This window comes from Streptomyces sp. NPDC055962 (assembly GCF_042270185.1).
GTDB lineage: Bacteria > Actinomycetota > Actinomycetes > Streptomycetales > Streptomycetaceae > Streptomyces.
On the sequence record NZ_JBHJYN010000006.1, the window covers coordinates 424,489 to 448,991 of the forward strand.

At 65.8% G+C, this 24,503-nt stretch carries 24 protein-coding genes and 3 pseudogenes; 18 read left to right on the plus strand and 9 right to left on the minus strand.

Going from position 1 to position 24,503, the window contains the following annotated elements:
* Positions 1-347 precede the first annotated feature (347 nt).
* A complete protein-coding gene (locus ACFC51_RS20475; RefSeq protein WP_376530014.1) occupies positions 348-974 on the minus strand; it encodes a DUF6461 domain-containing protein in 627 nt (208 codons plus the stop codon).
* 222 nt (positions 975-1,196) lie between these two features.
* On the opposite strand from ACFC51_RS20475, the pseudogene ACFC51_RS20480 reads away from it, so the two are divergent.
* The 5 genes and pseudogenes from ACFC51_RS20480 to ACFC51_RS20500 all read left to right on the plus strand — a co-directional run.
* Positions 1,197-1,454: pseudogene (locus tag ACFC51_RS20480) on the plus strand (DNA-binding protein); the annotation flags it as partial.
* The gene (locus ACFC51_RS20485; protein ID WP_376530015.1) at positions 1,454-2,032 is read left to right on the plus strand and encodes a transcriptional regulator; all 579 of its coding nucleotides are present in this window, start codon (positions 1,454-1,456) and stop codon (positions 2,030-2,032) included. The pseudogene ACFC51_RS20480 and the gene ACFC51_RS20485, both read left to right, overlap by 1 nt.
* Before the next feature lie 223 nt (positions 2,033-2,255).
* The gene (locus ACFC51_RS20490; RefSeq protein ID WP_376530017.1) at positions 2,256-2,909 is read left to right on the plus strand and encodes a class I SAM-dependent methyltransferase; all 654 of its coding nucleotides are present in this window, start codon (positions 2,256-2,258) and stop codon (positions 2,907-2,909) included.
* Positions 2,910-3,049: 140 nt separating this feature from the next.
* Positions 3,050-3,753 (plus strand): annotated as a pseudogene (locus tag ACFC51_RS20495) (transposase); the annotation flags it as partial.
* 237 nt (positions 3,754-3,990) lie between these two features.
* Positions 3,991-5,193 carry an IS110 family transposase gene (locus tag ACFC51_RS20500; RefSeq protein WP_376530019.1) on the plus strand — a complete coding sequence of 401 codons (1,203 nt, stop codon included), beginning with the start codon at positions 3,991-3,993 and terminating at the stop codon, positions 5,191-5,193.
* An 18-nt stretch (positions 5,194-5,211) separates the two neighbouring features.
* Here ACFC51_RS20500 and ACFC51_RS20505 read toward each other — a convergent pair whose 3' ends face one another.
* The gene (locus tag ACFC51_RS20505; protein ID WP_376376668.1) at positions 5,212-5,445 is read right to left on the minus strand and encodes a hypothetical protein; all 234 of its coding nucleotides are present in this window, start codon (positions 5,443-5,445) and stop codon (positions 5,212-5,214) included.
* Positions 5,446-5,514: 69 nt separating this feature from the next.
* Between ACFC51_RS20505 and ACFC51_RS20510 the strand changes: the two are divergent.
* Positions 5,515-6,283 (plus strand): annotated as a pseudogene (locus ACFC51_RS20510) (transposase); the annotation flags it as partial.
* A gap of 9 nt (positions 6,284-6,292) precedes the next feature.
* On the opposite strand, the gene ACFC51_RS20515 reads toward ACFC51_RS20510, so the two are convergent.
* Positions 6,293-6,793, minus strand: a complete 501-nt coding sequence (locus ACFC51_RS20515) for a hypothetical protein (protein WP_376530021.1) — start codon at positions 6,791-6,793, stop codon at positions 6,293-6,295.
* 182 nt (positions 6,794-6,975) lie between these two features.
* The gene (locus tag ACFC51_RS20520; protein ID WP_376376664.1) at positions 6,976-7,926 is read right to left on the minus strand and encodes a hypothetical protein; all 951 of its coding nucleotides are present in this window, start codon (positions 7,924-7,926) and stop codon (positions 6,976-6,978) included.
* Positions 7,927-8,150: 224 nt separating this feature from the next.
* Here ACFC51_RS20520 and ACFC51_RS20525 point away from each other — a divergent pair, with 224 nt between their 5' ends.
* Positions 8,151-8,495, plus strand: a complete 345-nt coding sequence (locus tag ACFC51_RS20525) for a hypothetical protein (RefSeq protein WP_376376662.1) — start codon at positions 8,151-8,153, stop codon at positions 8,493-8,495.
* Between the two features lie 46 nt (positions 8,496-8,541).
* On the opposite strand, the gene ACFC51_RS20530 is transcribed toward ACFC51_RS20525, so the two are convergent.
* The 3 genes from ACFC51_RS20530 to ACFC51_RS20540 all read right to left on the minus strand — a co-directional run bounded on the left by ACFC51_RS20530 (position 8,542) and on the right by ACFC51_RS20540 (position 10,248).
* Entirely contained in the window at positions 8,542-9,069 is a 528-nt protein-coding gene (locus tag ACFC51_RS20530; protein WP_244203635.1) for a transposase, read from the minus strand.
* Positions 9,066-9,605: a winged helix-turn-helix domain-containing protein gene (locus ACFC51_RS20535; RefSeq protein WP_376376660.1), complete on the minus strand. Its 540-nt coding sequence runs from the start codon at positions 9,603-9,605 to the stop codon at positions 9,066-9,068. The genes ACFC51_RS20530 and ACFC51_RS20535 overlap by 4 nt, the downstream gene beginning before the upstream one ends.
* A 448-nt stretch (positions 9,606-10,053) precedes the next feature.
* A complete protein-coding gene (locus ACFC51_RS20540; protein ID WP_376530023.1) occupies positions 10,054-10,248 on the minus strand; it encodes a hypothetical protein in 195 nt (64 codons plus the stop codon).
* Between the two features lie 180 nt (positions 10,249-10,428).
* On the opposite strand from ACFC51_RS20540, the gene ACFC51_RS20545 reads away from it, so the two are divergent.
* The 5 genes from ACFC51_RS20545 to ACFC51_RS20565 all read left to right on the plus strand — a co-directional run bounded on the left by ACFC51_RS20545 (position 10,429) and on the right by ACFC51_RS20565 (position 18,714).
* Entirely contained in the window at positions 10,429-11,067 is a 639-nt protein-coding gene (locus tag ACFC51_RS20545) for an RNA polymerase sigma factor (protein ID WP_376530084.1), read from the plus strand.
* Positions 11,064-12,098, plus strand: coding sequence for a CU044_5270 family protein (locus ACFC51_RS20550; RefSeq protein WP_376530025.1), 1,035 nt, complete (start codon positions 11,064-11,066; stop codon positions 12,096-12,098). The genes ACFC51_RS20545 and ACFC51_RS20550 overlap by 4 nt, the downstream gene beginning before the upstream one ends.
* 848 nt (positions 12,099-12,946) lie before the next feature.
* On the plus strand, positions 12,947-13,603 hold the full coding sequence (locus ACFC51_RS20555) for a peptidase inhibitor family I36 protein (RefSeq protein WP_376530027.1): 657 nt from the start codon (positions 12,947-12,949) through the stop codon (positions 13,601-13,603).
* A 603-nt stretch (positions 13,604-14,206) separates the two neighbouring features.
* A complete protein-coding gene (locus ACFC51_RS20560; protein ID WP_376530029.1) occupies positions 14,207-17,941 on the plus strand; it encodes a hypothetical protein in 3,735 nt (1,244 codons plus the stop codon).
* Positions 17,941-18,714: a hypothetical protein gene (locus tag ACFC51_RS20565; protein ID WP_376530031.1), complete on the plus strand. Its 774-nt coding sequence runs from the start codon at positions 17,941-17,943 to the stop codon at positions 18,712-18,714. The genes ACFC51_RS20560 and ACFC51_RS20565 overlap by 1 nt, the downstream gene beginning before the upstream one ends.
* Before the next feature lie 7 nt (positions 18,715-18,721).
* Here the strand turns inward: ACFC51_RS20565 and ACFC51_RS20570 are convergent, their stop codons facing one another.
* Positions 18,722-19,270, minus strand: coding sequence for a hypothetical protein (locus ACFC51_RS20570; protein ID WP_376530033.1), 549 nt, complete (start codon positions 19,268-19,270; stop codon positions 18,722-18,724).
* Positions 19,271-19,705: 435 nt separating this feature from the next.
* On the opposite strand from ACFC51_RS20570, the gene ACFC51_RS20575 reads away from it, so the two are divergent.
* Positions 19,706-20,014: a hypothetical protein gene (locus ACFC51_RS20575; protein ID WP_376530035.1), complete on the plus strand. Its 309-nt coding sequence runs from the start codon at positions 19,706-19,708 to the stop codon at positions 20,012-20,014.
* Positions 20,011-20,268, plus strand: a complete 258-nt coding sequence (locus ACFC51_RS20580) for a hypothetical protein (RefSeq protein WP_376530037.1) — start codon at positions 20,011-20,013, stop codon at positions 20,266-20,268. Before ACFC51_RS20575 ends, ACFC51_RS20580 begins: the two co-directional genes overlap by 4 nt.
* An 865-nt stretch (positions 20,269-21,133) precedes the next feature.
* Here ACFC51_RS20580 and ACFC51_RS20585 read toward each other — a convergent pair.
* Positions 21,134-21,766 (minus strand): hypothetical protein, encoded by a 633-nt coding sequence (locus ACFC51_RS20585; RefSeq protein ID WP_376530039.1) that lies wholly within the window; start codon positions 21,764-21,766, stop codon positions 21,134-21,136.
* Positions 21,767-21,772: 6 nt separating this feature from the next.
* Here ACFC51_RS20585 and ACFC51_RS20590 point away from each other — a divergent pair, with 6 nt between their 5' ends.
* The 4 genes from ACFC51_RS20590 (at position 21,773) to ACFC51_RS20605 (ending at position 24,454) form a co-directional block, all read left to right on the plus strand.
* Positions 21,773-22,198, plus strand: a complete 426-nt coding sequence (locus ACFC51_RS20590; RefSeq protein WP_376530041.1) for a hypothetical protein — start codon at positions 21,773-21,775, stop codon at positions 22,196-22,198.
* A 178-nt stretch (positions 22,199-22,376) separates the two neighbouring features.
* A complete protein-coding gene (locus tag ACFC51_RS20595; protein ID WP_376530043.1) occupies positions 22,377-22,805 on the plus strand; it encodes a 3-oxoacyl-[acyl-carrier-protein] synthase III C-terminal domain-containing protein in 429 nt (142 codons plus the stop codon).
* A gap of 94 nt (positions 22,806-22,899) precedes the next feature.
* Positions 22,900-23,187, plus strand: coding sequence for a chaplin family protein (locus ACFC51_RS20600; RefSeq protein WP_376530045.1), 288 nt, complete (start codon positions 22,900-22,902; stop codon positions 23,185-23,187).
* Between the two features lie 94 nt (positions 23,188-23,281).
* Positions 23,282-24,454, plus strand: coding sequence for a hypothetical protein (locus ACFC51_RS20605; protein ID WP_376530047.1), 1,173 nt, complete (start codon positions 23,282-23,284; stop codon positions 24,452-24,454).
* Positions 24,455-24,503: the final 49 nt, after the last annotated feature.

A 24,503-nucleotide genomic window follows, 5' to 3' on the forward strand; every position in this document is an offset into this window, starting at 1 on the left:
CCCAGCTGACGACGAATCGAAGGTATAAATAGGTGCGTAGTTCGATCCAGGTGGGATTTCGGAAGACTTGCCCTCGCAGACATCGCGGGCCCCAAGAGGGTTGGTGGCCTCGTTGAAGACGGCGAGGATGCGGAGGTAGTCCGGGTGTAAGCCCTCGACCACGAACTGCTGCCCAAGGACATCGTGGGCACCCGCGCCAAGCTGAAACGTCTGGTCAAGCCCGGCATCCTCACCGAAGCTGACGCTGGTAGCTTCACTACGAAGCAGGTGGCCTACCGAGCAATACGACCGCAATCGCTGGCCGCGGTTGGCGAGTGAGCAGATGAGTTGGCGACGGCTGCGATCGCTCAGACGCGCATGTCTGGTGTGCCGCGAACTGCATACGCTGGCAGGCGGGCTTCGTTCAGGTAGGCCGGGGAGAGCGAGAGCCCGAATCGCTGCTCGATGACGCCGAGGGTGCGTCGGTAGGCATCCGTGTAGTGCTCCGTTTCGGGGGCGATGAGCGTTTTCCCGTCGGGCTGCAGCACGTGCCCGCTCACAAGGTCGGGGAGCAGCAGGTCAGGCTCCCGGCCCCAGCGCCAAATTTCCTCGCGCAGCCCGAAGCCGCATAGTTCCACACCGTCCCGAGCGTAGAAGACTGTGGCCGGTGGATGCTCTTGTATCGGCACGTAGTGAACGGCTTCGACGCCCTTTCGGGAGATCTCTGCCAAACGGTCCCCGCCGGTAGAGTGCCCGTACGCCAGAGCGAACGCCCAGCCCTCCTGCTCTCCGACGCGTACGACACCGTCACCGTCCTCGCCTGGCCGGTACCACTCATCAAGGACCCAGGCGTCGGCGTCGGTGACCGGCACGGTCGCGGCGTCCCGATTGCCTCCCATGCGTACCGCCAGCTCCTGCGCGGATATCCCGCGTGCGAACACCACACTGGACATCCAGTGCTCCAGACCGACCAGCCACCGAATTCCGTCGCGCACGCCTTCGCCCCTCCCGATAAGCAAGTGATCGTCGGGTAAGGACCCTATGCAGCGGCACTGACAATGCGACCCGGCCGTGCAGCACCGAGTGATCACGCCGCCATCCCGGAAGCGCTAGAAACAGACATAAACCTACTGACTGCCCTGAAAGCTTCCGCACTCGCATCAAAAGCGCGGCACCAGCGGCCCTCCGAGCCGCAGAGCCGCCAACGTCCCCCGCAGGTCCGCCACCGGGAGTTGGTGCGCCCGGACTGGATGCACATCATTCACAGCCAGGCGTACGCGAACCTGTGGGGCAAGGCGTACAAGGCCCATCAGGCCGGGCTCGAGGTCGTCGCGATGATGGGCACCGACGAACTCCACGTCACCGGTGACTGGAGGCAGGTCTTCCCCGAGGGCCGGGGCGTGTCCCAGATGAAGGTCAAGCACAGCGACGTCAAAGCCTCCGGTGAGTACACCGTGGGCACGGTGGGCCGCTGATGGCCGGGCGCTGGATGGACCTGGGTGCGTTCAACGCCCGGGGCCTGCCCGGTGCGGACGCCCTCGGTGTCGCGATCGAGAACATGGTCACCGGCATCGCCTCGCCCGTAGAGAGCGAGCGCGGCCTCGCTGCACGCTTGAACTACCTCACCAAGACGGATGCCGGGTACGAGGCGATGGACCGCGCCGGGATCCACGTCTCCCCCCCCCGCACCCTGATGGCGTGGCTGGCCGAGGAGCGGATCCCGAACAAGGCGAACCGCGGACGGCTAGACGCCGCGTACTGGGACCTGCGGCGCCGCAACGTGGCAGCGGACCTGAAGAAGCGGCTCAACAACAACGGCCGCGGAACGCGTATCGAGATCAACCCCGTCGACCAGACCCGCGTCGAGGGTCGGCATCAGCGGGACCTGTCCAGCCGCAGCCTCAATGTACGCGGCGTGTGGGATCGGGCCGTCGACGCGTGGATGGATGATGACGTGGACGAACTCGATGCGATCTGGGACGACATCATTCAGGATCTCGGCTCCGAGTACGACGCCTACAGCAACGTCTCCTCGGTCGGCTGGGCCGCCTGAGTCCAGCGAAGACGCCACGCCCCCGGCATTGCAGCTGGGCGGATTCCAAGGATCGTCGCAACACGTGATCGCCGTTGTGTGATGGCGAACAGTCTAGACAGCCGCTCCGCCGGGATACCCGGCCGAGCGGCTGTCAGTCGTTCCAGGCCAGGCGCCCCGGCCAGCACTCATTTTGTCTCGGCTGTGGTTTCGCAGTCGCCCAAGGGGCTGATGGACTCACGCCATGACGACATTGATGCCCCGCATCCTGCGAGCACTTGAGCAGTTCCATGCCACCCACCCCTGGGACCACAACGCCCACTACCACCGGTGGATCCTGCGCCAGCTGCCCAGACGTCTCGACAGGGCTCTGGACGTCGGATCAGGCAGCGGTGACCTCGCCAGACTCGTGGCCTCACGGGCGGGAGCAGTGCAGGGTATCGACGTCCATCCCACGATCGTCGATCGCGCGCGGGAGGTCACAGACCCCGCCGCCCCGGTGACCTTCACCGTCGGAGACGCACTGAAGGAGGTGCCACCTGGCCCCTACGACGTCATCACGTGTGTCGCCACCATCCATCACATGCCGTTCAGCGACGCCCTCACCTGCTTCCGTCAGCACCTGGCGCCCGACGGAACGCTGGTCGTCGTCGGCGTCTATCGCCCGCAGTCTCTGAGCGATTACCTGATCGACTCCGTGGCCATTCCGGCGAACGTGGCCATGGCCTGGATCAAGAACAAAGGCCGCAAGGCGCCGCGACCAGCGTCAATGACCGCCCCGACCCGGCCGGCGACTATGACCTTTGCAGAGATCATTCGCGACACCCACCAGGCACTACCCGGTGCACGGCTGCACCGACGACTGTTTTGGCGCTACACGCTGGTCTGGCACCGCTAGCTTGATCTTTAACCATGGAGCCCGAACGAGTCCTCGTACTTGATCACTCGGATTGGTAACTGCCGTACGTGCAGGTGGCCTTCGGCTGAGCATGTGATCCGACCAAGGAACACACAACGCTCAGCACGAAGGCCGTGGGGATGAGTCTGTTGCATCATGCTGTCCGGCAGGATCCGTTTGTGGGACTGTCACGCTTCCGGGGTGAGTTCTACTCCTGTCTGACCAGGCGTGCGGACGCGCTGTTCGAACTCGCGGACGCGGTGTTGTGCGCGGACGGTCCGGTCGCTGGTGGAACTGTCGCTGGTCGGTGAACACCGTCGCGGGCACGGCGGGCTCTACGATGTCCTGTCCGCAGGCCGGGTCGATGTGGCCCGACTGCGACGGGCCCTTGCTGCGGTGCCTCTGCCGCGGGCGGCGGACGGCCGGCTGGTCCTGGCCGCCGACCTCACCTGCTGGCTGCGGCCCAGCGCTCACGCCTCACCGCAGCGGATCCTGTGCCACACCTACGGGCGGGGCAAGGACCAGCACATTCCCGCTCCCGGTTGGCCGTACTCGGTGATTGATCTGCGCACTGGAGACGGGCCGCAGTTCCTGGACCGCGCCGCTCGACGCGCTGCGTCTGGCACCTGGCGATGACGCCGCCGCTGTCACGGCCTGGCAGATGCGCGAGCTCGTCGAGCGGCTGATCGATGCCGGGCAGTGGACGGACGGCGACCCGGAGATCCTGGTCGTGGTGGACGCCGGCTACGACGTTCCCCGCCTGGCCTTCCTTCTGCAGGATCTGCCGGTGCAGGTGCTGGGCCGGATGCGCTCGGACCGCGTCCTGCGACGCACGGTCCCCCCCGTTACCTTTTTCATGGTTCCGCAATGGGGCCTCCGGCCTTCGGGTCCGGCATGACTTTCCCCCCTTGTTGTTGATGATCCGGGGGGTGGTGTCACCGGGTCCGGAGGCATCGACGGACCGCTGATGAGGGGCTTGAGCACCGGCTTCACCCAAGGCCGGAAGAGCTCTCCGTAACGTGGATGTGGCAGCTCGGTGCCCTGGCAAGGCCGGACGAAAGCGTGATGGAGGGGCCTGCACGTGATCGACACCGGCGACATCGACGTCTTCCTCGGCCTGGACGTCGGCAAGGGCGAACACCACGCCACCGCCGTCACACCGACCGGGAAGAAGGCGTTCGACAAGCGCCTGCCCAACACCGAACCCACCCTCCGCGAGCTGTTCGCGAAACTCCAGGCCAAGCACGGAACAGTGCTCGTCGTGGTCGACCAGCCGGCCTCGATCGGCGCCCTGCCACTGGCGGTCGCCCGCGACATGGGCTGTCCCGTCGCCTACCTGCCCGGCCTGACGATGCGGCGGATTGCCGACCTCTACCCTGGCGAGGCGAAGGCGGACGCGAAGGACGCGTTCATCATCGCCGACGCCGCCCGCGCGATGCCCCACACGCTGCGGGCGATCGACGGCGAGGACGAGACGATCGCCGAGCTGGGGATGATCGTGGGCTTCGACGACGACCTGGCAGGCGAGGCCACCCGGGTTGCGAACCGGCTCCACGGCCTGCTGACCCAGGTCCATCCGTCGCTGGAACGGGTGCTGGGACCGCGGTTGCAGCACCCGGCCGTCCTCACCCTGCTGGAACGGTTCGGGTCACCGGACCAGATACGCCAGGCGGGCCGTCGGCGGCTGGTCACCCTGCTGCGACCGAAGGCGCCGAGGATGGCCGAGCGGCTGGTCGAGGAGATCTTCACCGCCCTGGACGAGCAGACCGTGACCGTTCCCGGCACCGAGGCGGCCGCGCTGATCGTCCCGAGCCTGGCCGGATCCCTGGCCGCCGTCCTCGACCAGCGCAAGCTGCTGGCCGGGCGGATCGAGGAACTGCTGGAGGACCACCCTCTTTCGAAAGTCCTGACGTCGATGCCGGGCATCGGTGTCAGGACCGGAGCCAGGATCCTGATCGAGGTCGGCGACGGCAGCACCTTCCCGACCGCCGGCCACCTTGCCGCATACGCGGGACTCGCCCCGGCGACCCGGAGCTCGGGCTCATCGATCCGCGGCGAACAGCCCTCCAGACGGGGAAACAAGCAGCTCAAACGGGCCTTCTTCCTCTCCGCGTTCGCCGCCCTGGGCGACCCGGCATCGCGGGCCTACTACGACAAGAAGATCGCCCAGGGCAAGCACCACACCCAGGCCCTGCTCTGCCTCGCCCGCCGCCGGGCCGACGTCCTCTTCGCGATGCTCCGCGACGGAACCCTCTACGAACCCCGGCCCGCCGCAGTTCGGTGAGGAGTTGAGACCGCTCGATCAGTCTTCCGGCCGCAGCCTCTGACGAGCCGCCTCAAGCCGCTGGTCATAGTCAGATGCGAACAGCTCGGGAAGCGCCTTGTCCAGCGTTCCGGCGATCCGATGGATCGGTGCCCAGACCGCCGGATCGTCCACAACCCGACTCAGATCCGTCATCTGAAGCTTCTCCAGCCAGTGCGACAGCACCAGCGCCTCGTCACTCGTGAGATCGATCGTGACCTGGCCATCACCCATGCACACCCCTACCGCTCGGCCGCCCCCGACCACACGAACCTACTGGCCTTCGACCTTGACCAAACACATAGGGGCACCCCCCCGCGTGAGCCCGGTGCCGGGGGTCGGCCGTCATGGCGGCGAGAGCGAGTTCGGTGACTCGGCCACCTGGGACACTCCCGACGCCCGGACGGTCGCCACGACCGCCTCTACGGCACGGCCACCGCACGGGCATGGGACCGACTCCATCCGCGACTGACTCACCGTTCGGCCTGGACTTCCGAGCTGGGTGCCCTACCGTTGATCGAGGGCACGGTGATCCGTATGCAGGTCGAGCACCTGCCCAGCGGCGCGACGCCGAAGCCGGTCTGGCTGTGGTGGTCAGGCACCGACGCCCCCCTTTGAGACGGAAGTCGACATGCTCTGGCAGGCATTCCTGCGGCGCTTCGACATCGAGCACACCTTCCGCCTGTTCAAGCAGACCCTGGGCTGGACCTGCCCGAAGATCCGCAGCCTCGAAGCCGCCGACCGTTGGACCTGGCTGATCCTCGCCGCTTTCACCCAGCTATGTCTCGCCCGCCCGCTGGCGGCCGACCTCCGACGGCCGTGGGAGAAGCCGGCCCCGCCCGACAGGCTCACCCCCGCACGAGTCCGCTCCGACTTTCGGCACCTCCGCCCGAAGGTCGCCTGCCCAGCCGGAGCACCGAAATGGACGTAGCCCGGTCCAGGACGGCCGCCCGGCCGCAAGAACAGCCAGCCCACCACACGCTACGACGTGCACACCATCGGCAAACCCAGCCGCCCCGCAAAGCGACGAACGAAGAAGACAACGCCCCCCCGCCCACCGCTGCAGGGGTGAGGGATCAGGTTAGGCACAAAGCAGCGAGGCATGGATGCGAGCGATGGCCCGCAGCACCTCGTCACGGTTCCTGGCCTGCTGCATCCATCCGGGCAGGCGGGCCACCACGGTCATCTTCCCGCCTGGCTCGTGCCAAGGAATTCCTTCACGTAGCGGTGCCTGAACGAACCGTCTGATCAAGTCCAGATGTTCCAGGTGGTAGGCCCATACCCACCCGTGCCGGGTCTCGGTCTGCAGCCAGAGCCGGACATCGAAGTACGGGTCTGTGGCCGGCGTGTGTCGGTCCCGGTGCAAGGCCAGAACGCGACGATTCCATTCCTTAGCTATCCCGCAGCTCCGGCAGACGAGACGCCTTGGCGCGAAGAGGCCGTGCAGCCCGGACGAGTCTGGTGCTGTGCCGACGCGGGCTACCTTCCGGCAACCGGGACAGCAGACGAGAACCGACGAAAGGAAGTCGAACTTCGTGCTGCCAGGGTCCCGGAACCGGGGGCGCAAGGGGATCGAACTCATCGAACCAGTATGTGACCCGCCCCCGAAAGCGCCCAGGGGTTAAAAACCAAGCTACTGAAGTTGAATGCGTGATGTCGGTCAGCTACGTGTGATCAGGGGGTGTCCTGGTCCCAGCTGCCACTCGGTTCATGACCACACCCACTACGTCGAACTCCACGTCTGGGTCCGCACTCTCTGACAGGTCAGCATCCTCGGTCGTAGATCGCCCGCAGCCACGGTTCCCTGACGGCGGGCATCCGCGCGAGCGTGTACCGAAACGCCTCCCTGGACGGCTGGAACGGGTACCACGGGTGCGGCGGCAGCGGATCGTCCCGCTCCACCCCTGTCGGCAGCCCACCGATCACCGGTAGCCGGGTCCGGTGTGGCGGGAAGGCTAGCTCGGCCCAGAGCGCGGCATCCATAGGTACCGGCACCGCCCCGGCGCGCGGCTGCCACATATCTCCGGTCTGCGGATGGACCGGCACCAGCACCAGGTCAGTGGCTGGCTCGCCGAACCCCGGTCCCGCCAGGTCCAGCTGCTTCGCACCTTGCTCGGCGGGCAGTAGCGCACCGAGTGCCCGGCCGAGGAGCTCCGCGACCGGCCCGGGCACCACCTCGACCGGAGCGCCTCCGGCGGCCACCACCACCTGGGCGAGAGCCACGCCCGCCGGGATGTCCCGGTACTCGCTCAGCCGGTGCCACAGCGCGCCGGTCGCCAGCAGCTCCGCCCAGTCCATGACCGGCCGCTCCGGCGGGGCGGGCAGCCGCACTACCGCCTGCGGGACGAGCCGGACGACCTGCCAGCACCCACAGTCGTCCATTCTCGTTCCGACCGGCAGATCGCAGCCCAGGCAGGCAAGGTTCGGCCCGTCCCTCCCGTCGATCCCCATGCAGTAGCCCCCGGCCCGCTCAAGGATCAGCCTGGTGCCGCGCATGTCGCCGGGCGTGAGGAGGACGGTGCCCGACGGTCCGTCGGACAGCGCGCCGAACGGCGCGAAGCGCCCCCGCTCCGCCGCCTCGCGCACCCCGACCTCGTCCCACTGCCGCCACGGCGGCCCGTAAGGTGCGGGGTCGACGGCGTAGGACCCGGCCTCCAGCAGTGGCGGGTGCAGCGTCTCCCAGTGGGTATCGGCCAGGTGGATTGGCAACGCCACCTCCGACACCGCCGCCGTCAGGACTGCACCGCAGCCCGCACATCCGAACACCGCCAAGCTGTCCCCTCCTGCCGTCGAAGCCCATGCATCCCACCAAGAGGCGGACCGGGGAGCAAGGGATTTTCAGACAACCAGACATCGTTTCCCTTGGCTGAGCTTCGTACTGTTCACCGGCTAGGTGGGTGTCAGTGCGGTGTGGGAGCCTGCGGGGCATGAGTTAGGACTTGGCTGTCTGGGAGGGCGAGAGGCCGGCGGATGACAAGACTGCCGGTCGGGTCTTCGGCGACCTGTACGACCACTACATCGACAGCGAGGTGGAAGATCCCCCCTCCGAACGGATTGCGGCTTACGTGGCCGCATTGCTTGAGCGGTGGTGTGACATCACCGAGGACGAGGAGGACACCTCGCCCTGGTCGACCGGTCCGTTGATCGGCGAGGCCAGTGGTCCGCTGGTCTACTTCCCCATGCGGTGGAGCATGGCCGAGGAGGCGTCGGCGTACGCAGCGGCCGTCGCGGAGTCCATGGGGCTGGTCTGTTTTGATGTGCAACAGGACCGGCTCAGGCCGTGAGCAGGGACGCCAACCGGCGTTGGTGAACTTGAATTCGTGATGCCGGTCAACCGTCCGTGATCAGGCCGGTGCCGACCAGGCAGCCGTCTACCAGGTCCGGGCGGTACTGGATCTGCTTCAGCCTGCGCTTGACGGCCCGGGTGATCTGGCCGAGGTCGGCTGCGGCGAGGTTGCCGATGTCGCGCTTGACCAGCGACCAGATGCCCTCTTGCGGGTTCAAGTCCGGTGAATAACTCGGAAGTTGGAAGACGGTGAGCCAGTCCGCGTGGTCGGCGATGAACTGGCGCATCGGTTCGACCAGGTGCATGCGCAGGTTGTCCCAGACCAGCACGATCGGGCCGCCGAGCTGGATGTGCGCTCTGACCAGCAGGTCGCACAGGTCGCGCCACCCGATGCCCTTCGGCTCGCCCTTGCGGCCCCGGTACTCGCGGACCGAGTAGAACATCCGGGACCGCTTCCCCGGCTTGTAGCAGGTCAACCCGGCCATGGATACCCGGCCCGAGCCCCGGCCTCGGACCCGCACCACCGGCGTTGAGCCCTTGCGTCCCCAGCTTCTCGCGCGCGGCGGCGTCATCGACTGCCCAGCTTCGTCCTCGAAGACGATCCAGCCGTCACACGCCGCCGCAGTGCTCTTACCCGCGGCCAGGTCTCCTTCTTCCACACCTCGGCTGCCGCGTCGTCACGTTCGATCGCCCGCCGGGCGGGCTGCTGCCAGGACCAGCCGTGCCGCTTCAGCAGCAGCCAGGTGCCCTCCACTGTGTAGCTCACGTGGAACAGGCGGCCGATCAACGTCTTGATCCGGGCCAGCGTCCACCGCTGGTCGGCCCAGCCGTGGGCCAGCGGCCCGCGTTCCAGCTCCCGTTCCAGCCTCGTGATCTGTGCTTCGCTGAGCCTCGGCCGCCCAGGCGACCCCTTCGACAGGACCCCCGCTTCGCCGCGCTCGCGCAACTGGCGGCGCCACCGCTCCACGGACCGCTCGCTGACCCGCAGCGCGGCAGCGATCTCCCTGTTCTTCTGCCCGTCCTCGAAGCGTTCCACGGCCTGCAGCCGGACCCGCTCCCTCGCCGCCCTTCCGGCGTCGGTCAACCCGCCACCCTGCGCGTATCTCACGGTCCAGGGCTACCGGAGCGGACCAGCCGCCGTCAGGCGAACGGCTCCGACATCACCCAATCAAGTTCAGTAGCTATCCCCAGCGTTCGACCGTGAACGATGCCCGCAGGCTACTACCGCGGGCGGGGCTATGGCTCCGGCTCGTCCTTGGGCCTTGACCCGGAATCTTGGACACGGGCTATGCGGCTTGTGCCAGGGTAGTTGATGTTGTGTCGAGTGCTGCTTGTAGGCGACGGGGTTGCGTTGTCCGAGGCGGGAGTGACGGCGTCGGGTGTTGTAGCGGTTGAGCCAGCGGACGCGTCGGGGTCTGCGGCACGGCCATCCGTCTACTCAGCCAGGACCACGGCCCGTGACGCAGTCCTGCCCATGGATAGAGCGGTCCCTAACGTAGTCCAGCCCTGGACTGTGCGCTGTCGCATGGCCGAGTGCATGTGTCGGTGGTCCGAGGTCAGACGACACGGATTGGCACCCCACGTTCTTCCAGTAGGTGCGCCAGCTCCTCGGCCTCTTCGCCGGGCACGGCGATGGCGGCCAGGCGGCGGGCGCGGGTGACGGCGACATGCCAGACACGCAGGACCTCGCCGGTGGCCGGATCGGAGGTGGCCCAGCGCTGGACGCTTACGGCATTGATACAGAGGAGCAATCGAGCACCGCGTTGGGTGCTGGGCCGCAGCGCGTACAGCTACCGCCAGGACCAGAGCCCCGCTGTACACATGGTCATCTTCCCGATCGGTCAGAGTCGCTGCTTGATCGGCACGTCGTCTCCCGCGCGCACAAAATTTCTTGCTGCCGATGTGGAACCGGCTGAGGTGTGCGGACACTACTGGGTGTGAAGTCACTGAACGAGCGGGTTCGATCTGGTGAGCGCGAGGCGTTCGCCGAGATCTTTGATCAACATGCGCGTGTGGTGCACGCTTACGCCGCCCGAAGTACAGGCGACTGGGCTGCAGCAGAGGACGTCATGTCTCTGACCTTCCTCGAAGCCTGGCGGCTGCGGCACAAGCTCCGCGACGAGGTGGTCAGCGTCCGGCCCTGGCTGCTGGGCATTGCCACGAACGTGCTTCGCAACTCTGCCAGAGCGGCACGCCGGCACCGCAAGGCTATGGCCCGCCTGGAGACCAAGGTCGTTCACCCGGACTTTTCAGACGCAGTGGTCGGACAGCTTGCTGACTCCCAACGTCTGGAAGCGGTTTCGAGGGCGCTTCTCCGTCTCAAGCGAAGCGAGCGCGAGGTCTTCACGTTGGTCGTGTGGTCGGGGCTGAGTTATCCAGCGGCCGCTGAGGCCCTTGGGGTACCCACCGGGACGGTCCGATCCCGGCTTTCGAGAGCCCGGGTCAAATTGCGGCAGATGGTGGAAACGGAGCTGGGGTCAGCCGTCTCTACTCCGCAATCTGAGCGCGTAGGCGGACACAGCGTGAAGAACACAGCACTCGAGGTCTCTGCACACCGGAGGAAAGCATGACGAAGCGTTCGCTGTCCGAGGAGACGGAGCGGGATGAGGCGGAAGCAGAATTTCCAGCACCCCCCTATCCGCAGCCGACACCTACAGCCTTCAACCTGCACAAGGAGAACCTGCTCATGGAGATCGACCGCCAGAGCGCAGAGGCGCCAGAACGACCGCGCATGCGGCGGCGCATCACCATTACCGTCCTTTCTGCAGCAGTGGCGTTCGCTGCAATCACCGCAGTCGTGCTGCCCAATCTCGGCACGTCACCTGCCCCGAAGGCTGCGTCGGCATCGACGGCTTCCGTCCAGCTCTTGGAGCAGGCAGCTCTGACCGTTACCACGAATCCGCCCATGTCTCCACAGAACACGCAATTCATGTACGTCAAGGTGACCGGGCACATCACCGCGCTCTCCGAGAATCAGGACGGCGAGACAGAGCGGTCACAACAGAGCGAAAAATATGAACAGTGGACGTCTGTAGACGGCAGCAGCCGCACCGTGCAACGCCAGGACGGTGCCACCGAAACCCTCCTGGACGCCCCGGGTCAGGGAAGCTTTGGCCTGCCCACCTATCGGTTCCTGGAAAAGCTCCCCACCGATCCGACAGAGTTGCTCAAGGTGATCTACCGCGAAGCGGAACTGAATCACGGAGAGGGTTCGGACTCCACCACCGGGCCGGACCAGGAAGCCTTTGTCATGATCGGTGATTTGCTCCGGGCTTCGGTAGCTCCGCCGGAGGTGAGTGCAGCTCTCTACCGCGCTGCTGCTCACATTCCCGGCGTGATCGCGGTTCCGACCGCGGTGGACGCTGCTGGGCGTCGTGGCGTGGCAGTTGCTCGCGTGCACGACGGCGAGCGGAGTGAGTGGATCTTCGACAAGGAGAACACACGCTTCCTTGGCGAGCGCACAGTACTTCTCGAAGACAACGCTTGGGGTAAGGCCGGCACCGCCGTGACCTCAACTGCAGTAACAGCCAGCGGCATCACTGACAAGCCTGGTCAAGCGCCCATGCGCGCCTCCGAGCAGAGCGGCAGCTCGAGCACCTGACCGGCGAGACTGCTCCAGCTCTGACCCTTGCTCTTCATCAATGGAAAACCGGCAAATGAGGAAGGTCCTACACCTGGTCGGCGTGAGGACGGCGGGCCCTGGGGCCGGTCCGGTTCGCTATCACGGGGTATGAGCCAGCACAGGGTCAGGGACTGTTGTGCCGCCGGCTGCGGAGATGCCGAGGCGCAGGGTAAGTGTGCGTTCGCGTCGGAGACGACGTATACCTCGAAGCCGGGCTTGTCTTGGCCCACGAGGGCTCGCGATGAGACTGTCCCGCTTCTTTTCAGCCCCTGGTACGTGGAGTTGATGAAGATTGCATTGGGTAGGTCGACCCGATCTCGCTCATCCGGGAGCTGTGCGACCTGCTCTTGCAGTCGGTCTCCGAACCTTGGGCACGGGACGAGGCAGCACGGCACCGGTACACGGTCGACGACTTCGATGCTCTGACGCGGGGGACACACGAGCCGTCGACGCAAGGGTGAACAGCATGTAGGTGATCACAGCTGAGGCGTCATCATCGATGCCGGCTCTGCTGTCTTGCGGCCGGACGGAAGCCAGCAGCGACCGTAGCGCCTCTGGCATTCCCGTCCAGGCGATCCATCCTTGTCTTTGCCTCTCCGCATCTGACACGGCTGTTAATCAGCCATTCAAGAAATGTCCTGAGTAGGTGCCCCGAAGAGGGTTGGACATACCATCAATGATCACTACTGGGCCGAGGATGGCCTTTTTTGCCAATCCTCGACTCGTTTGCACGCAAGAGAGGCTGCTGATGTGAAGCTCCTGTGTACTGAGCGCTGATCGCTGCCAGCAGTCAGTAATAAGGAGAGTTCATACGTATTGCCCGTTCTGTGGTCGCTCTGTCCGCAGCAGCCTGCGCCGCCCTAATCAGCACATCCGCCGCGGTTGCTGCACCAGCACCGGCGCCGGCGTCGGCATTTGAAACGACGCCCGAGATCGGAATTCTGACCCCTGAAGCTGAAGCGGAATTGTACGAGCAGCTCGAAGAGAGTGCACCCGTCATTGCCGTCTACAGGGGCAAGGAGATCAACCTTGCTAACGGCTGGGAGGGCGCGCAAGCCTGTACTGAAATTCCCAGCGAGGAAATCTACTGCTACGACAGTACCGCTGCGGCGGACGCCGAACTTCCCGCCATCGACCCTGCGCAAGCCTCCCGAATACGTTCCAAGGTTATTTACGGCCCCACAGCTTTCAGCAGCTGCGCTGTGGGCTATGTCTGCCTCTGGGAAAACTCCAATGGAGGCGGCCGCAGACTCCAGTGGTCGGCCAAGGGAACTAAGCAGCTGTCGGACTGGGACTTCCGGGATAAGGCCAGTTCCGGATGCTCGAACCGCAACGCGGGAGGCGTAGAGGTATATGATGCCCGGACCGCCCTGCCGGACCCATACATGATCCTCGGCAGCCCGTACTGCTACAACTTCAGTTCCGCAGCCTACCCGACAGGTGGAACGTTCAACGACAAGGCTGATTACATAAAGATTTTGTGATCAGCTTTCTGCGTTTCCTGAGTACCGAGACTGGCTGAACACGCATCAGTCTTGGAGGACCTGACAGGTTCTCCAAGACTGGTCGAACACGGAACGATACCCGGGCATCACATACATACGGGAAATTTGACGAGCCAGCGTCTCTAATGTCGTCAAGATAATGGTAGGCGGCGTTCCCCGCCTTTCCGGCATGCGCTGCACTGAGCGGGTGGACAGAATATATGTCCGCAAAATCGCCTCCTACCGGCTCGAACCCCCTTGCCATCCCGTGGAATTTTTCCCTGCGAGCGCTTCATCACCAGAATTCGGCCGGCGCGGGCATGCCCGGGCTACGTCGGTGCACCCCTTTCCGCCCTGCAACGCACTGGTTGGAGTAGGTAGTTGAGAGTTTATAGATTAGATCGTGCCGGGATCGCGGGCTTTGCGGCCACCGCGGTCCTGACCGGACTCATACACGCTGCACCGGCGTTCGCCGACGCCAGCACTCCCAGCCCGGATCCTGCACCGAAGCCGCGCAGCAGCCCGTTGTCTGACCTGCCGGCGCGTGTGCCAAACCCCGGCGAAACGCTTGGCAAGAACTGGGGCACCTCGTTGGACCGGGCCGTGACCACAGCGGCAGACGACGGCGGACTCAAAGTCCTCGTGGCAGACAGCAAAGCCGCCTACCAGTGGCGGACCGTTGCCACGCTGGCGGAGCCAGGCATGCCAGCCGACTCGTGGATCGGCAACTCTTGTGTCATGGACCGTGATCACGCTGCGGTCGTCTATGCGCCACGGACGTTCACGAACAAGCCAGACCTGATGCAAGGTGGTGCCTTCACCGCAGTCGTCGACCTGAAGTCAGGCCAGGTGAGGAAGCTCTCCTTCACCGGCTCGCTGGCCTACTTCGACCCGTCCTGCAACCCCGAAACACGCACGGCCGCCTTCACCGCGTTCCGCGAGAGCAAGACCCGGCTCCTCACAGTCGACACCAGCGGCAAGACCACCACTGACACCTCCGTCACCGGTCAGGTGACCTCGGCCGTCCCGACCGCGGATGGTCTCATCGCCGCACATGGCCACCGCCTGGTACGCGTGAACCCGAAGAGCAGCAAGCTCAAGAAGCTGGCTGCAGCGAACGGGGTGCCTTTCGATCTCCGCCCCACCAGCAAGGGAATCGCGTTCCTCGACCGCAGCAACGACACGGCACACGCCAAGCTGTGGAAGAACGGGAGCACACCGTCGCTGCTCGCGTCAGGGAAGCTCGGAGACCTGGCCCTGAAACAAGGCACTGGCGGACAGGCATACCTCACCGGGGACACCACAAACGCGAACCTTGCGGGTACAGGGGTGACCCGCCTGAACGTCCCGGCAGATACGCAAGTCTCAAGCCACGGCAGACTGGCCGTCGATCCCATTCTCATGCCCGGCGTACGTGCAGGCCTGGTACGCATCGGTAACGCAGGCAAGGGCTTCACCACGGAAGAACCTTCGTCCCCGGCTCGTACCACCGAGGACCCTACGAGAAGCGGTGACGCCCCGCTCACCATCACCAGTGTCGCAACCGCCACCGGCGAGAAGATCACCCAGGCAGTCACCGATACGACCAGCAGCACAGGCAAGAACACCTTCTCACCCGCCCTGCCCACAGTCAGCGGATCCGAAAAGGCGTCCAGCAACAACGGGCGAGCCGCACTGGCAGCAGACGCACGGGCGCACAACCCGGTGGACACCGACCGGTGGTGCTCCATCCCCCGCAACGACGTCACGGCACTGGCGCTGCAGCCCACATCAAACCAGGTCGAATGGGCCGTCGACATGGCGATCCGCGGCGAACTGCGCGCCAAGTGGATCACGCAGGGCGGCTGGCGCGCCCAGACAGGCCTGGGCACCGTCGACCCCCAAGGACTGTTCCCGCCCCCCACCCTCAAGGGCGGCGGGCGTATCCCCGCCCAGGTACTCCTGGGCGTGCTCGCCCAGGAATCGAACCTGTGGCAGGCCGAAAGTGGCGCCGTCCCCGGCCAGATGGGCAACCCTCTCGCGGCGATCGCCGGCTTCTATGGACACGAGGGGGATACCTCCGACGCCTACTGGAGAATCCACTGGAACGAGTCCGACTGCGGTTACGGAGTCGGACAGGTCACCGACGGCATGCGCCTGGCAGGCTACGAGAAGGAAGGCGAGACCTCCCTCTCTCCGACAAAGCAGAAGGCCGTCGCCCTGGACTACGCGGTCAATATCGCGGCGTCCATGTACATCCTCGCTGACAAGTGGAACCAACTGCACACCACCGGGCAGACCATCACCGTCAACAACGACGACCCATCAAAGCCAGAGAACTGGTTTGCCGCACTATGGAACTACAATCTCGGCTTCAATGAGAACAAGGGTGACGGCAAGCCGTGGGGCCTTGGCTGGTACAACAACCCCGCGAACCCGATCTACCCGCCCTCGCGACACCCGTTCATGACCGATCCGCGTGACGCCGCAAAGCCCCAGAACTGGCCCTACCAGGAAAAAGTCATGGGCTGGACCGCCTGGTCCATGGACACCGGATACTCCTACGCCACCTCAGGGCGCCAAGACTGGCCCGGCGAGTCCGGGTACGCCAGCGTCGGCTTCCGCCCCGCCTGGTGGAACACCGCTGCCCAGCGCGACCTCATCAAGCCGCCGCTGAACGCATTCTGCAACGCCACCAACAACTGCAACGCCGCCAACCCACCGGACTGCCCCGACGCGAAATGCTACGAAACGTACTGGTGGCGCGGTGCCAACGTCACATGGAAGTCAAGCTGCTCCCTCGACTGCGGCAACGAGAACATCAAGTACGTCACGCTCCGCGAGGAACCAGGCCGCGGCACCAGACTTCAATACGGGACACCGGACTGCACCGCTGCCCCCGCCGGGGCACTGGTCGTGGAGTCTGTTCCCGACAACATCGCGACCTACAGCGACTGCGGATCATCCGGCACGGACGCCGGCGACTTCCAGTTCACATTCCACCCCAACCCGGCAGCGACCGGACCGGGCCTGGGCCAGTACGAAGCCAAGGGAGACCTGCACCAAATCGGCGGTGGACACGGCGGCCACTTCTGGTACACGCACACACGCGACACCGCACACCTCGGCGGTGCTGGTGGCCGGATGACCATCGACGGCACCTGGACCCTCAACCGCAATGTTGAGTGGACCCGCGTCTTCGCCCACCAGCCGGACACAGGAGCACACACCCAGCAGGCCCACTATGTGATCAAGGGAGTCGCCGGCGGCGACCGCCACCGCTACATCAACACTCACTTCAGCACCAACACCTGGGTGGAACTCGGCATCTACCGTTTCACCGGCACGCCACAGGTGGAGCTGACGAACGCCACCGCCGACGGCACCGCAGACGAAGACGTCGCCTGGGACGCCGTCGCCTTCCAGCCGCTCGCCAGCAAACCCAAGCATATGGTCGTCGCCATGGGCGACTCCTACACCTCCGGCGAGGGTGCCGGAGCCTACTCACCCGAGTCCGATAAAGACCACGGGGAAAATGGTTGGAACGCCTGCCGACGCAGCGACAACTCCTGGCCGCGCAAGGTCCTGCTGCCCGGCCAGAGCACCAGCCTCGGCGAGCTATCGGACAACAGAAGCGCCACCGCCGACTTCCTCGACGTCAGCTGCTCCGGCGCCCGTACCTGGCAGCTGAGCACAGGGGACCCCACGCCTTGGGGACTGATCGGCAACTACCGCGAGAAGAGCCAGATCGACTCCGGTGTCCTCAGTCCGGACACCACACTGGTCATGCTTACCATCGGCGGAAATGACGGAGGCAATTTCACCAACGCCGTCACCAACTGTTACATCATCGGAGTGTGCGACCCTGCTGACTACACCGGCAAGGTCGACCAATCAGTCACCGACACCGGTCTCCTCATCCGCCAGATCACAAGTGTCGCGCCGAACGCACAGATTGTGCTCATGGGCTATCCCCGCCTGGTCAGCAGCAGCCCCTGCGTGACCGCGAACTTCGGCGCCCTAAACTCTCTGGCCGACTACGTCCGCGACCAGCAGAAGGCCAAGGCCACAGAGCTTCGCAGCGCGGGGCTCAAGGTGGCGTTCGCCGATCCGATTTCCACATTCCAAGGTCACGGAATCTGCGACAGCAACGAGTGGATCAACCGCATAGTCGCAGGCCCGAACGGGGACGGCGACTGGCACGACGGAGATCCCGCCAACCAGGTTCCCTGCCTACCGTGGCCCGGTGAGAACATCTGTGCCAGCCTTGAGTCGTTCCACCCGAAAAACGCTGGCACCACGGGCTACGCCCAAGTCATGAGCAAGGCCCTGACCGACATGGGGTACAAAGGCAGCTAGTGGAAGCCAACAAGCCCGGCAGCGCGGTGGTCATGAGGCGGGCGAGCCGCCTCGTGACCACCGGCTGTCTGACCACCTTGCTCACGCTGATCATGATCCTCAGCGTCGCCGTCTCCTGGCTGTGGTATGCCGCCTGGAACAACGGAAACATCAACAATGACCGTAGGGAGACGGCACTCGCGTCCGTCATGCAACGCGCCCGGGACATTTCAGACGACACAGCACACGCCCTCGACGTGTCTACCGAAACCGACGCCGGGACACTTACCGCCGTGATATGGCAGCACACCCAAGCTCCCATAATCACCTACGACGAATCCCGCCGCAAGTTCACCGCCACAACCGCAGAATCCGCCATATACGACGAAAAGTCACTTCTTCCCGGAGGAGGGCCCGTCAAGGTGTCACGCTGTCTCGTCTTCACCTACACCCGCCACCCCGGCACGGCCTGGACACCACGGGTCGCCGAGAAGAACGACGAAGCATGCCATCCGGGCACAGACATCAGCGCCCTGGTGCGGCTTACCCAGACACACCTCTCAAGCATGCCCGCCCAGAACCTGACGCGAGCCGCAGTGCAGCACAGCCTCGACCCCACCGGAAACCTGCAGTCCTACGACGTCAAAAGCGTGGTGCGCACAGGAGACACACTGGCCATCTCCATCCTTGTCTCCAGCCCGGGCACAACAGTTGGTCAGTGCTATCGGTTCATCCGGCATGCGCACAACAACAGCCAGAGTCCCACCCCGGCGACCGCGACGCTTTCGTGCTGATGCTTTATCAGGGCCCACCACGCGATACCATTACTGCCTGAGCTTTGTCGCTGAAGAGATCGATGAGCCACGAGGATGAGTATCCGTCGGCTTTGTCCCAGCCCGGGTCCTCAAGACCGTGGCCATCGTGGGTCGCGGCCAGTTCTTCCACAGCCTCGAAGTTGGGGCCATCGCGGCCGGGATCCAGGAAGGTGGCGACCTCGGAACGGGTTAGCGGGCGATCCAGTACATAAGCCATGTAGAGCGGGTCCGGGTCCACGCGCGTGGACGCTGTGAAAGCCGGCCCCTCACGGTCGAGGGTCTCCTCTACCTGTTTTGAGTGGCGTGTCGTCGGCTCGGTTGCGAGGTAGTCCAGAGCGGCTGGGACGAGCCACGCGAGAAGACCAACGACGGCACCGCTCGCCAGAGTCCACAAGACCTTCCGTCGTCTCTGTCCCGGCGGGCTCTCGAGTATGCCCGGCACGAGAGCCTCGCCGACCAGCTCGCGCCGACGTGGCCCGGCCGGACTCGAGTCCGGCGTTGCGGCTGTGGAGGCAGGAGCCGTCTGGTCCGGCACGGGTGAGGTGGCTGGGGGGACGCCCGCGCTCTGCGGGGCTGGTATGGGCCCGGAAGACGATGCAATCCCGGCGGGCGTGTTGCTCGTAGCAGTGGAGGGCGCTGCCGCCGGATCCGTACTGTGCATGGCGCCCTCACGGGGAATCGACCGAGCGGAAAGTGGGCTCATGATGCCCGCTGAGGGGGCTGATTCTCAACGCCCTTTGCCGAAACCAGGTTTCGAGGGATTCCCTGTCCCGGCTCGTCCGGTCTTGCTGCCGAGCCCCTCCCTCTCGCGTGTCCCGCGTTGTGTCGTGCGCTGTGTCCCTGCTTGTGCGGTTGTGCTTTCCCTGGATGCGGTGGAGTAGCTACCGCGCCGTGTGTTTTCTGTGGCTGCGACCGCGCCGCTGCCCTTGGCGCTACTCTGGCTGTCCGGGCACAACTGCAGGAGGGGCATATGGCGCACGAGGACTGGACCGTGGACCGGCTGCACGTCGCGCTGCCCCACTCCGCGTCACGCCAGCAGCTGCTCCAGGACGTCAACCTCACCCCGATCGAGGACCTGCCCGCCGTCCTCGACGGCTGGGCCTTTGCCGCCGAGCAGCTTGAGTCGGCCCGGCCGCTCATCGAGGCCGCCCGCGCCCACATGAAGGTGCGCGGTGTTCTTCCTGACGACCTGGAGACCAGGGATGTCACCGCCGACGTGCTCAGGGACGCCGAGCCGCGCCGGGGCAACCGGGACGACCGCGGCCGGGGAGTGGCGTGACCTACCGGCTCAACTTCCCCACCGACGTCTTTGACACGTACAAGCAGCTCCCCGAGCTCGCCCGGCGGGACCTCGCGCTCGCCCTGGTCGACGCCCAGCAGGATCCCCTCGCGTACTCGGAGCCCTACGGGCAGGACGACGGCATCATTCGCACCGTCGCCCAAGGTCACGTAACCGCGGTGATCCTCCTCGGCCACGACACATCGACTATGACAGTTCTCACCATCGCGTACGCCGGCACGGCCAACTCGTAGTCCGAAGTCAGGACCAGATCGATCACCACGCCCCACCAAGGGCAGCCGGCCAAAGCGGTCGCGAGACCGCTGACGGCGGTGACCGATGCGGGCACCAGGTTCGGGGACACAGCCATGGTCTGACCTCACGTGAGTCATCAGCGACAGCCCAGCGCGTCTGCTGACCACAGAGTTGAGCCAGGGCCGGTGATGCGGGAGAGGTAACAGTCCGTTTCCGGCACTCGTCAACACCCAGCCGACGACGAGATGTAGAGGCTGGCTCACCCTCTCGAGCGCTGTTCGTGGTTGTCCGCCGAGGCACTGCGTGGGCGGGTTCGCGTACGGCGCGAAGACCAGCATCGGGCCGGCCTCTGTACCGGCTGCATGGCGAGTTGGGCGGGGTCGGACGTGCACCGCACATCGAGCGCGTCCAATAGCAGATCGGCGCCGAGGCTCCACACCGACAGCGAGGGCGTGTGCCCGACCGCACGCCACGCCTCCACGGTCTGGGTGAGGAGGGCGAGGGGCTGAACCAGGAGGCCGACCGCACCTTGCGGGATCATTGGCAGTGCGGCCACGGTCACCGTGATGGTCTTGTCCGAGTTGGTCGACGTGTGCCTCTGCCCGCGTCGCCCCGACGCGGGCACGGTCCCGTCTGTGACCTTGTACTGCGTGAGGTAGCCAGAGAGCACGTAGCCGTAACAGCGCTGGTGGCCGAGAATGAAGGACCCGTGGCGCCAGGAATGACTGACAGAGGAGCGATCCGGGATGACCGACCAGTCGCGAAACTCGATCTGCCAGTGGTGTGGACAGCCCGTTCTCGGTGTTCCCGCAATCTGGGACAACCAGCCACAGTGCTGGGACCCGTTCGCCTGCGCCAAGCGCATCAAGGTGGCACGCCTGTGCCCCCAGCTGACGACGAATCGAAGGGGCAAGTAGGTGCCCAATTTGATCCAGGTGGGATTTCGGAAGACTTGCCCTTGGGGTGAGAGTCGCTCTGACGAGGTAATGCCGGTCCCGTGTCCGTGGGTTCGGTTGGAACACGAGGGTGCTGTGCAAGGCGAAGAGCTTCGGCCGTGACCTCGGCGTCGACCTGTGCCTGTGTTCTGTCGCCGTATTCGAGGACGTCGTAGTCGTCATCCAAGTTGGCGAGTTGCTCGGCCAGAGGCAGCTCATGCCCAAATCGCTGATGGATCTGGAACGCCAGCTCGCGTGGTGTCAGTTTGCCGGCCAGCATCCGGGCGGCAAGTGCTCGCGTGGCGGCTTCCTGTCCGGCAACGCTGCCCGCTGGGTGGAAGGTGAGGCCCAATTCGTCGAGTGCCGGCGGAAGGAGGTCGGGAACGTCGTAATCCGCTTCCGCGCGTGTGCACGCGGCCAAGATCCGCAGGGCAGGACTGTCGAGACCGGAAACGAGTGCATCACAGGCAGCGGTGACGACGTCGGTTGCGCGGATCTCGCCCATGCCCCAGAGGGCAGCATGGTCTTCTAGAGCGGTTGCTGCTGCTTCGGTCGAGGTCACTCGCTCATGATTGCCTTCATCGGGTGTCCGGTCGAGCGGGTTTCATCGAAGCTGCTGTTCAGCGGCCTGTTCCAACAGCGTCCGCGCGGAGTCCGTGTAGCGAATCGTGGTCTTCGCGTCGAGTCCGAAGACTTCGGCGAGGTGGAGGGGGTCGGGGCCATGGACGAGGACTTCTTCGAACCGCCGGTCGACGCGGAACTGATGGTGGTGGCCTGGCCGCGAAGCGGTGTGGTCAAGGAGACCGCGCTGATCGGACCGATGCCCAAGGTGGTGAACTTGTTGATCAGCAAAGGCGGGTTAGCAGTGTCGGGCCAGCGGCAGCGTCGGTGGTCCAGCCACTCGCTCGGCGACGTGCAGTGTCAGCGCGTCCAGAGGCCGGACCCGGCCGTCGATCACGAGCTTGCGATTGCCGATGTCGAGGCCGTCGAGTGAAGGCGCCGGATCGCTCCGGATCGCGCGGCGTGCACCGCGGCGAGCGCGAGGACCTCGACCAGTGGCTGTTCCCGGCGATCTTCGGCGAAGGAGCCGGCGCGATGGTCATCGGCCACCCCGACCCGAAGGGGGGTGACTGGGTGGTGGAGGACTGGGCGATCGAGCCGGTCACCGAGGATTGGCGGGTGACGATGCCGCCGGAGCAGGACACCCCGCACATGATGATCCGGGCACGTGGGGTCGGCGCCACCTACCGCACCAAGTTCCCCGCGCCGCACACCGCGGACTCAACGCCCTGGGCCGGGGCACCACCTTCGCCGACCTGCACCGGCTGTGCCTGCACGAGTCCAACCCGCGCATGCTTGCCGAGGTCGCCACCGGCCTCGGCGCACCCGACGAAACGGTGCACAACATCAGCGCCACGGTCGGCACGCTGGCCGGTGTCTCCGCCTTCACCCTCCTCGAAGAAGCCTTCCATTCCCACCGCAACAGACGTCGCCGGATCCGTCGCCGCCGGCCACCTCACCCTGCGCCACCAGACAGCCGGGGTCTCTTCCACGAACGCTTGACCCGAGCGGCCCTCGAACGGAGCCGTGCGCAGGGTTGACACGGTCGTGTCGAGGGCCGCGTCCGGTCGTTGATCAAGAAGCAGGCGCATATGCCAGGCCAGGCAGGGCCCGGCCCCGATACAGGAGTGGACGATGAACAGGGAAACACGGAACACCGGCGCGCGGGCCATGGTGCTGGGAGCGGTCGCCGGGGCGGCTCTGCTCCCCGCCGGCACTGCTGAGGCGAACGTGATCGGCATCGGGAACGCGACGTTCGGCAACACGTGCATGAACCACACCGACGCACGGGCCGAGGGAGCCACAGTCGCCGGGAGCGGCCTGGGCAGCGGCAACCACGCAGGTCTGCCCCTCAACCTGGCCCGCAACCACTGCGGAAACAGCGGCATCATCTGCACCGCGATTTTCAGGGCCGCGTACTGATGCACCGCGCACAGGGGCCGAGGCAGTGAGGGCGAGGGGTGCCGTGGCGGCTGATGTGCCGGTCGGTGAGCGGGCGGTGGCAGAGTTTCTGGCCTTGAGCGGGAAGACGCTGCCGCTGCTGCGGAGGTGGGTGGCCGAGGAACCTGGATGTGGTCTGGCTCGGGGCCTGCTGACGCTCGCGACGTCCGAGCGGATGAGCGACACGGTCCTCAAGCAGCAGCTGCTCACCGCTCACCGGGACGCGCAGGCCATCGGTGAGCGGGAAGCGAGTCTGGTGTACGGAATCTTCCTGCACACCCACCGTCAGTACCGGCTGACCGCAGATCACCTCGTGGCGCACTTCGAGCGCTGGCCGGCCGACGAGGTCGCGACGCTGATGCTTGACGCCTTCCCCGCCGGCGGAGACGCCGCCTACCGCACGTGCGGAGACGTCCTGGTGGAACAGCAGGCCACGCTTGCCGGACCGGACAGCTGGGCGTGGACGAGCTGCCTCGCGGCGGTGAGGGCGGAGCAGGGCCGGGTGCGCGAAGCGCACCGGCTCGCCGAGCACGCCCTGTCCCTCAACGCCCGCTCAGGAGTGGCCGTGCACGCCCTCGCCCATGCCGAGCAAGAACTCGGCGCGGGCCCGGCATCCACCCGGATACTGGACGAGTGGATGGCGCAGGATCCCCAAGCTGTGCAGCTCGGACATCTGAACTGGCACGCCGCCCTGCAGTCCATCGCCTGCGGAGACTTCGCCGATGCCCGACGCCGGGCCGATACGGCGCTGCGGCATGAGGACGTGGGCATGCGGGCGGCAACGAACTGGCGCCTGACGCTCGTCGGCCAGGAGCCGGCCGGCCGCAGCGACCCGGACCACATTCGAGAACTCCTCGCCGCGCCCGGCGGGATGGCGGAGGTCTTCCACACCTTCAACCTGGCCCTAGCCCTGGCCGTCGAAGCCGCGACCGAAGACCTGGAACAGCTGGCCGCCCGGGCGGCCGCCGACCCACGACCCGACTACCGCGAGATCCTGGCCCCCGTGGTCCAGGCGCTGGCCCACATCACCAAAGGCAACCCCCGCGCAGCGGCCGACACACTGGCCGCGCTGGGCGAGAAAGCCGAACGGATCGGCGGCGTACGCGTGGAGCGGGAGATCATCCAGGACACCCTCGCCCGAGCCCTCAACGACTCCGGCAACCCCGCCCGCGCGGCCGACCTCCTGCACTATCGCATCACCAGCCGCCACCATCACAGCTACGAGGACCTCCTTCTGGCGCCACACTGAAAAGAAGCCCGTCCCAGCGCAGCCCGGCCTATCCTCAGGCGACTGCCGC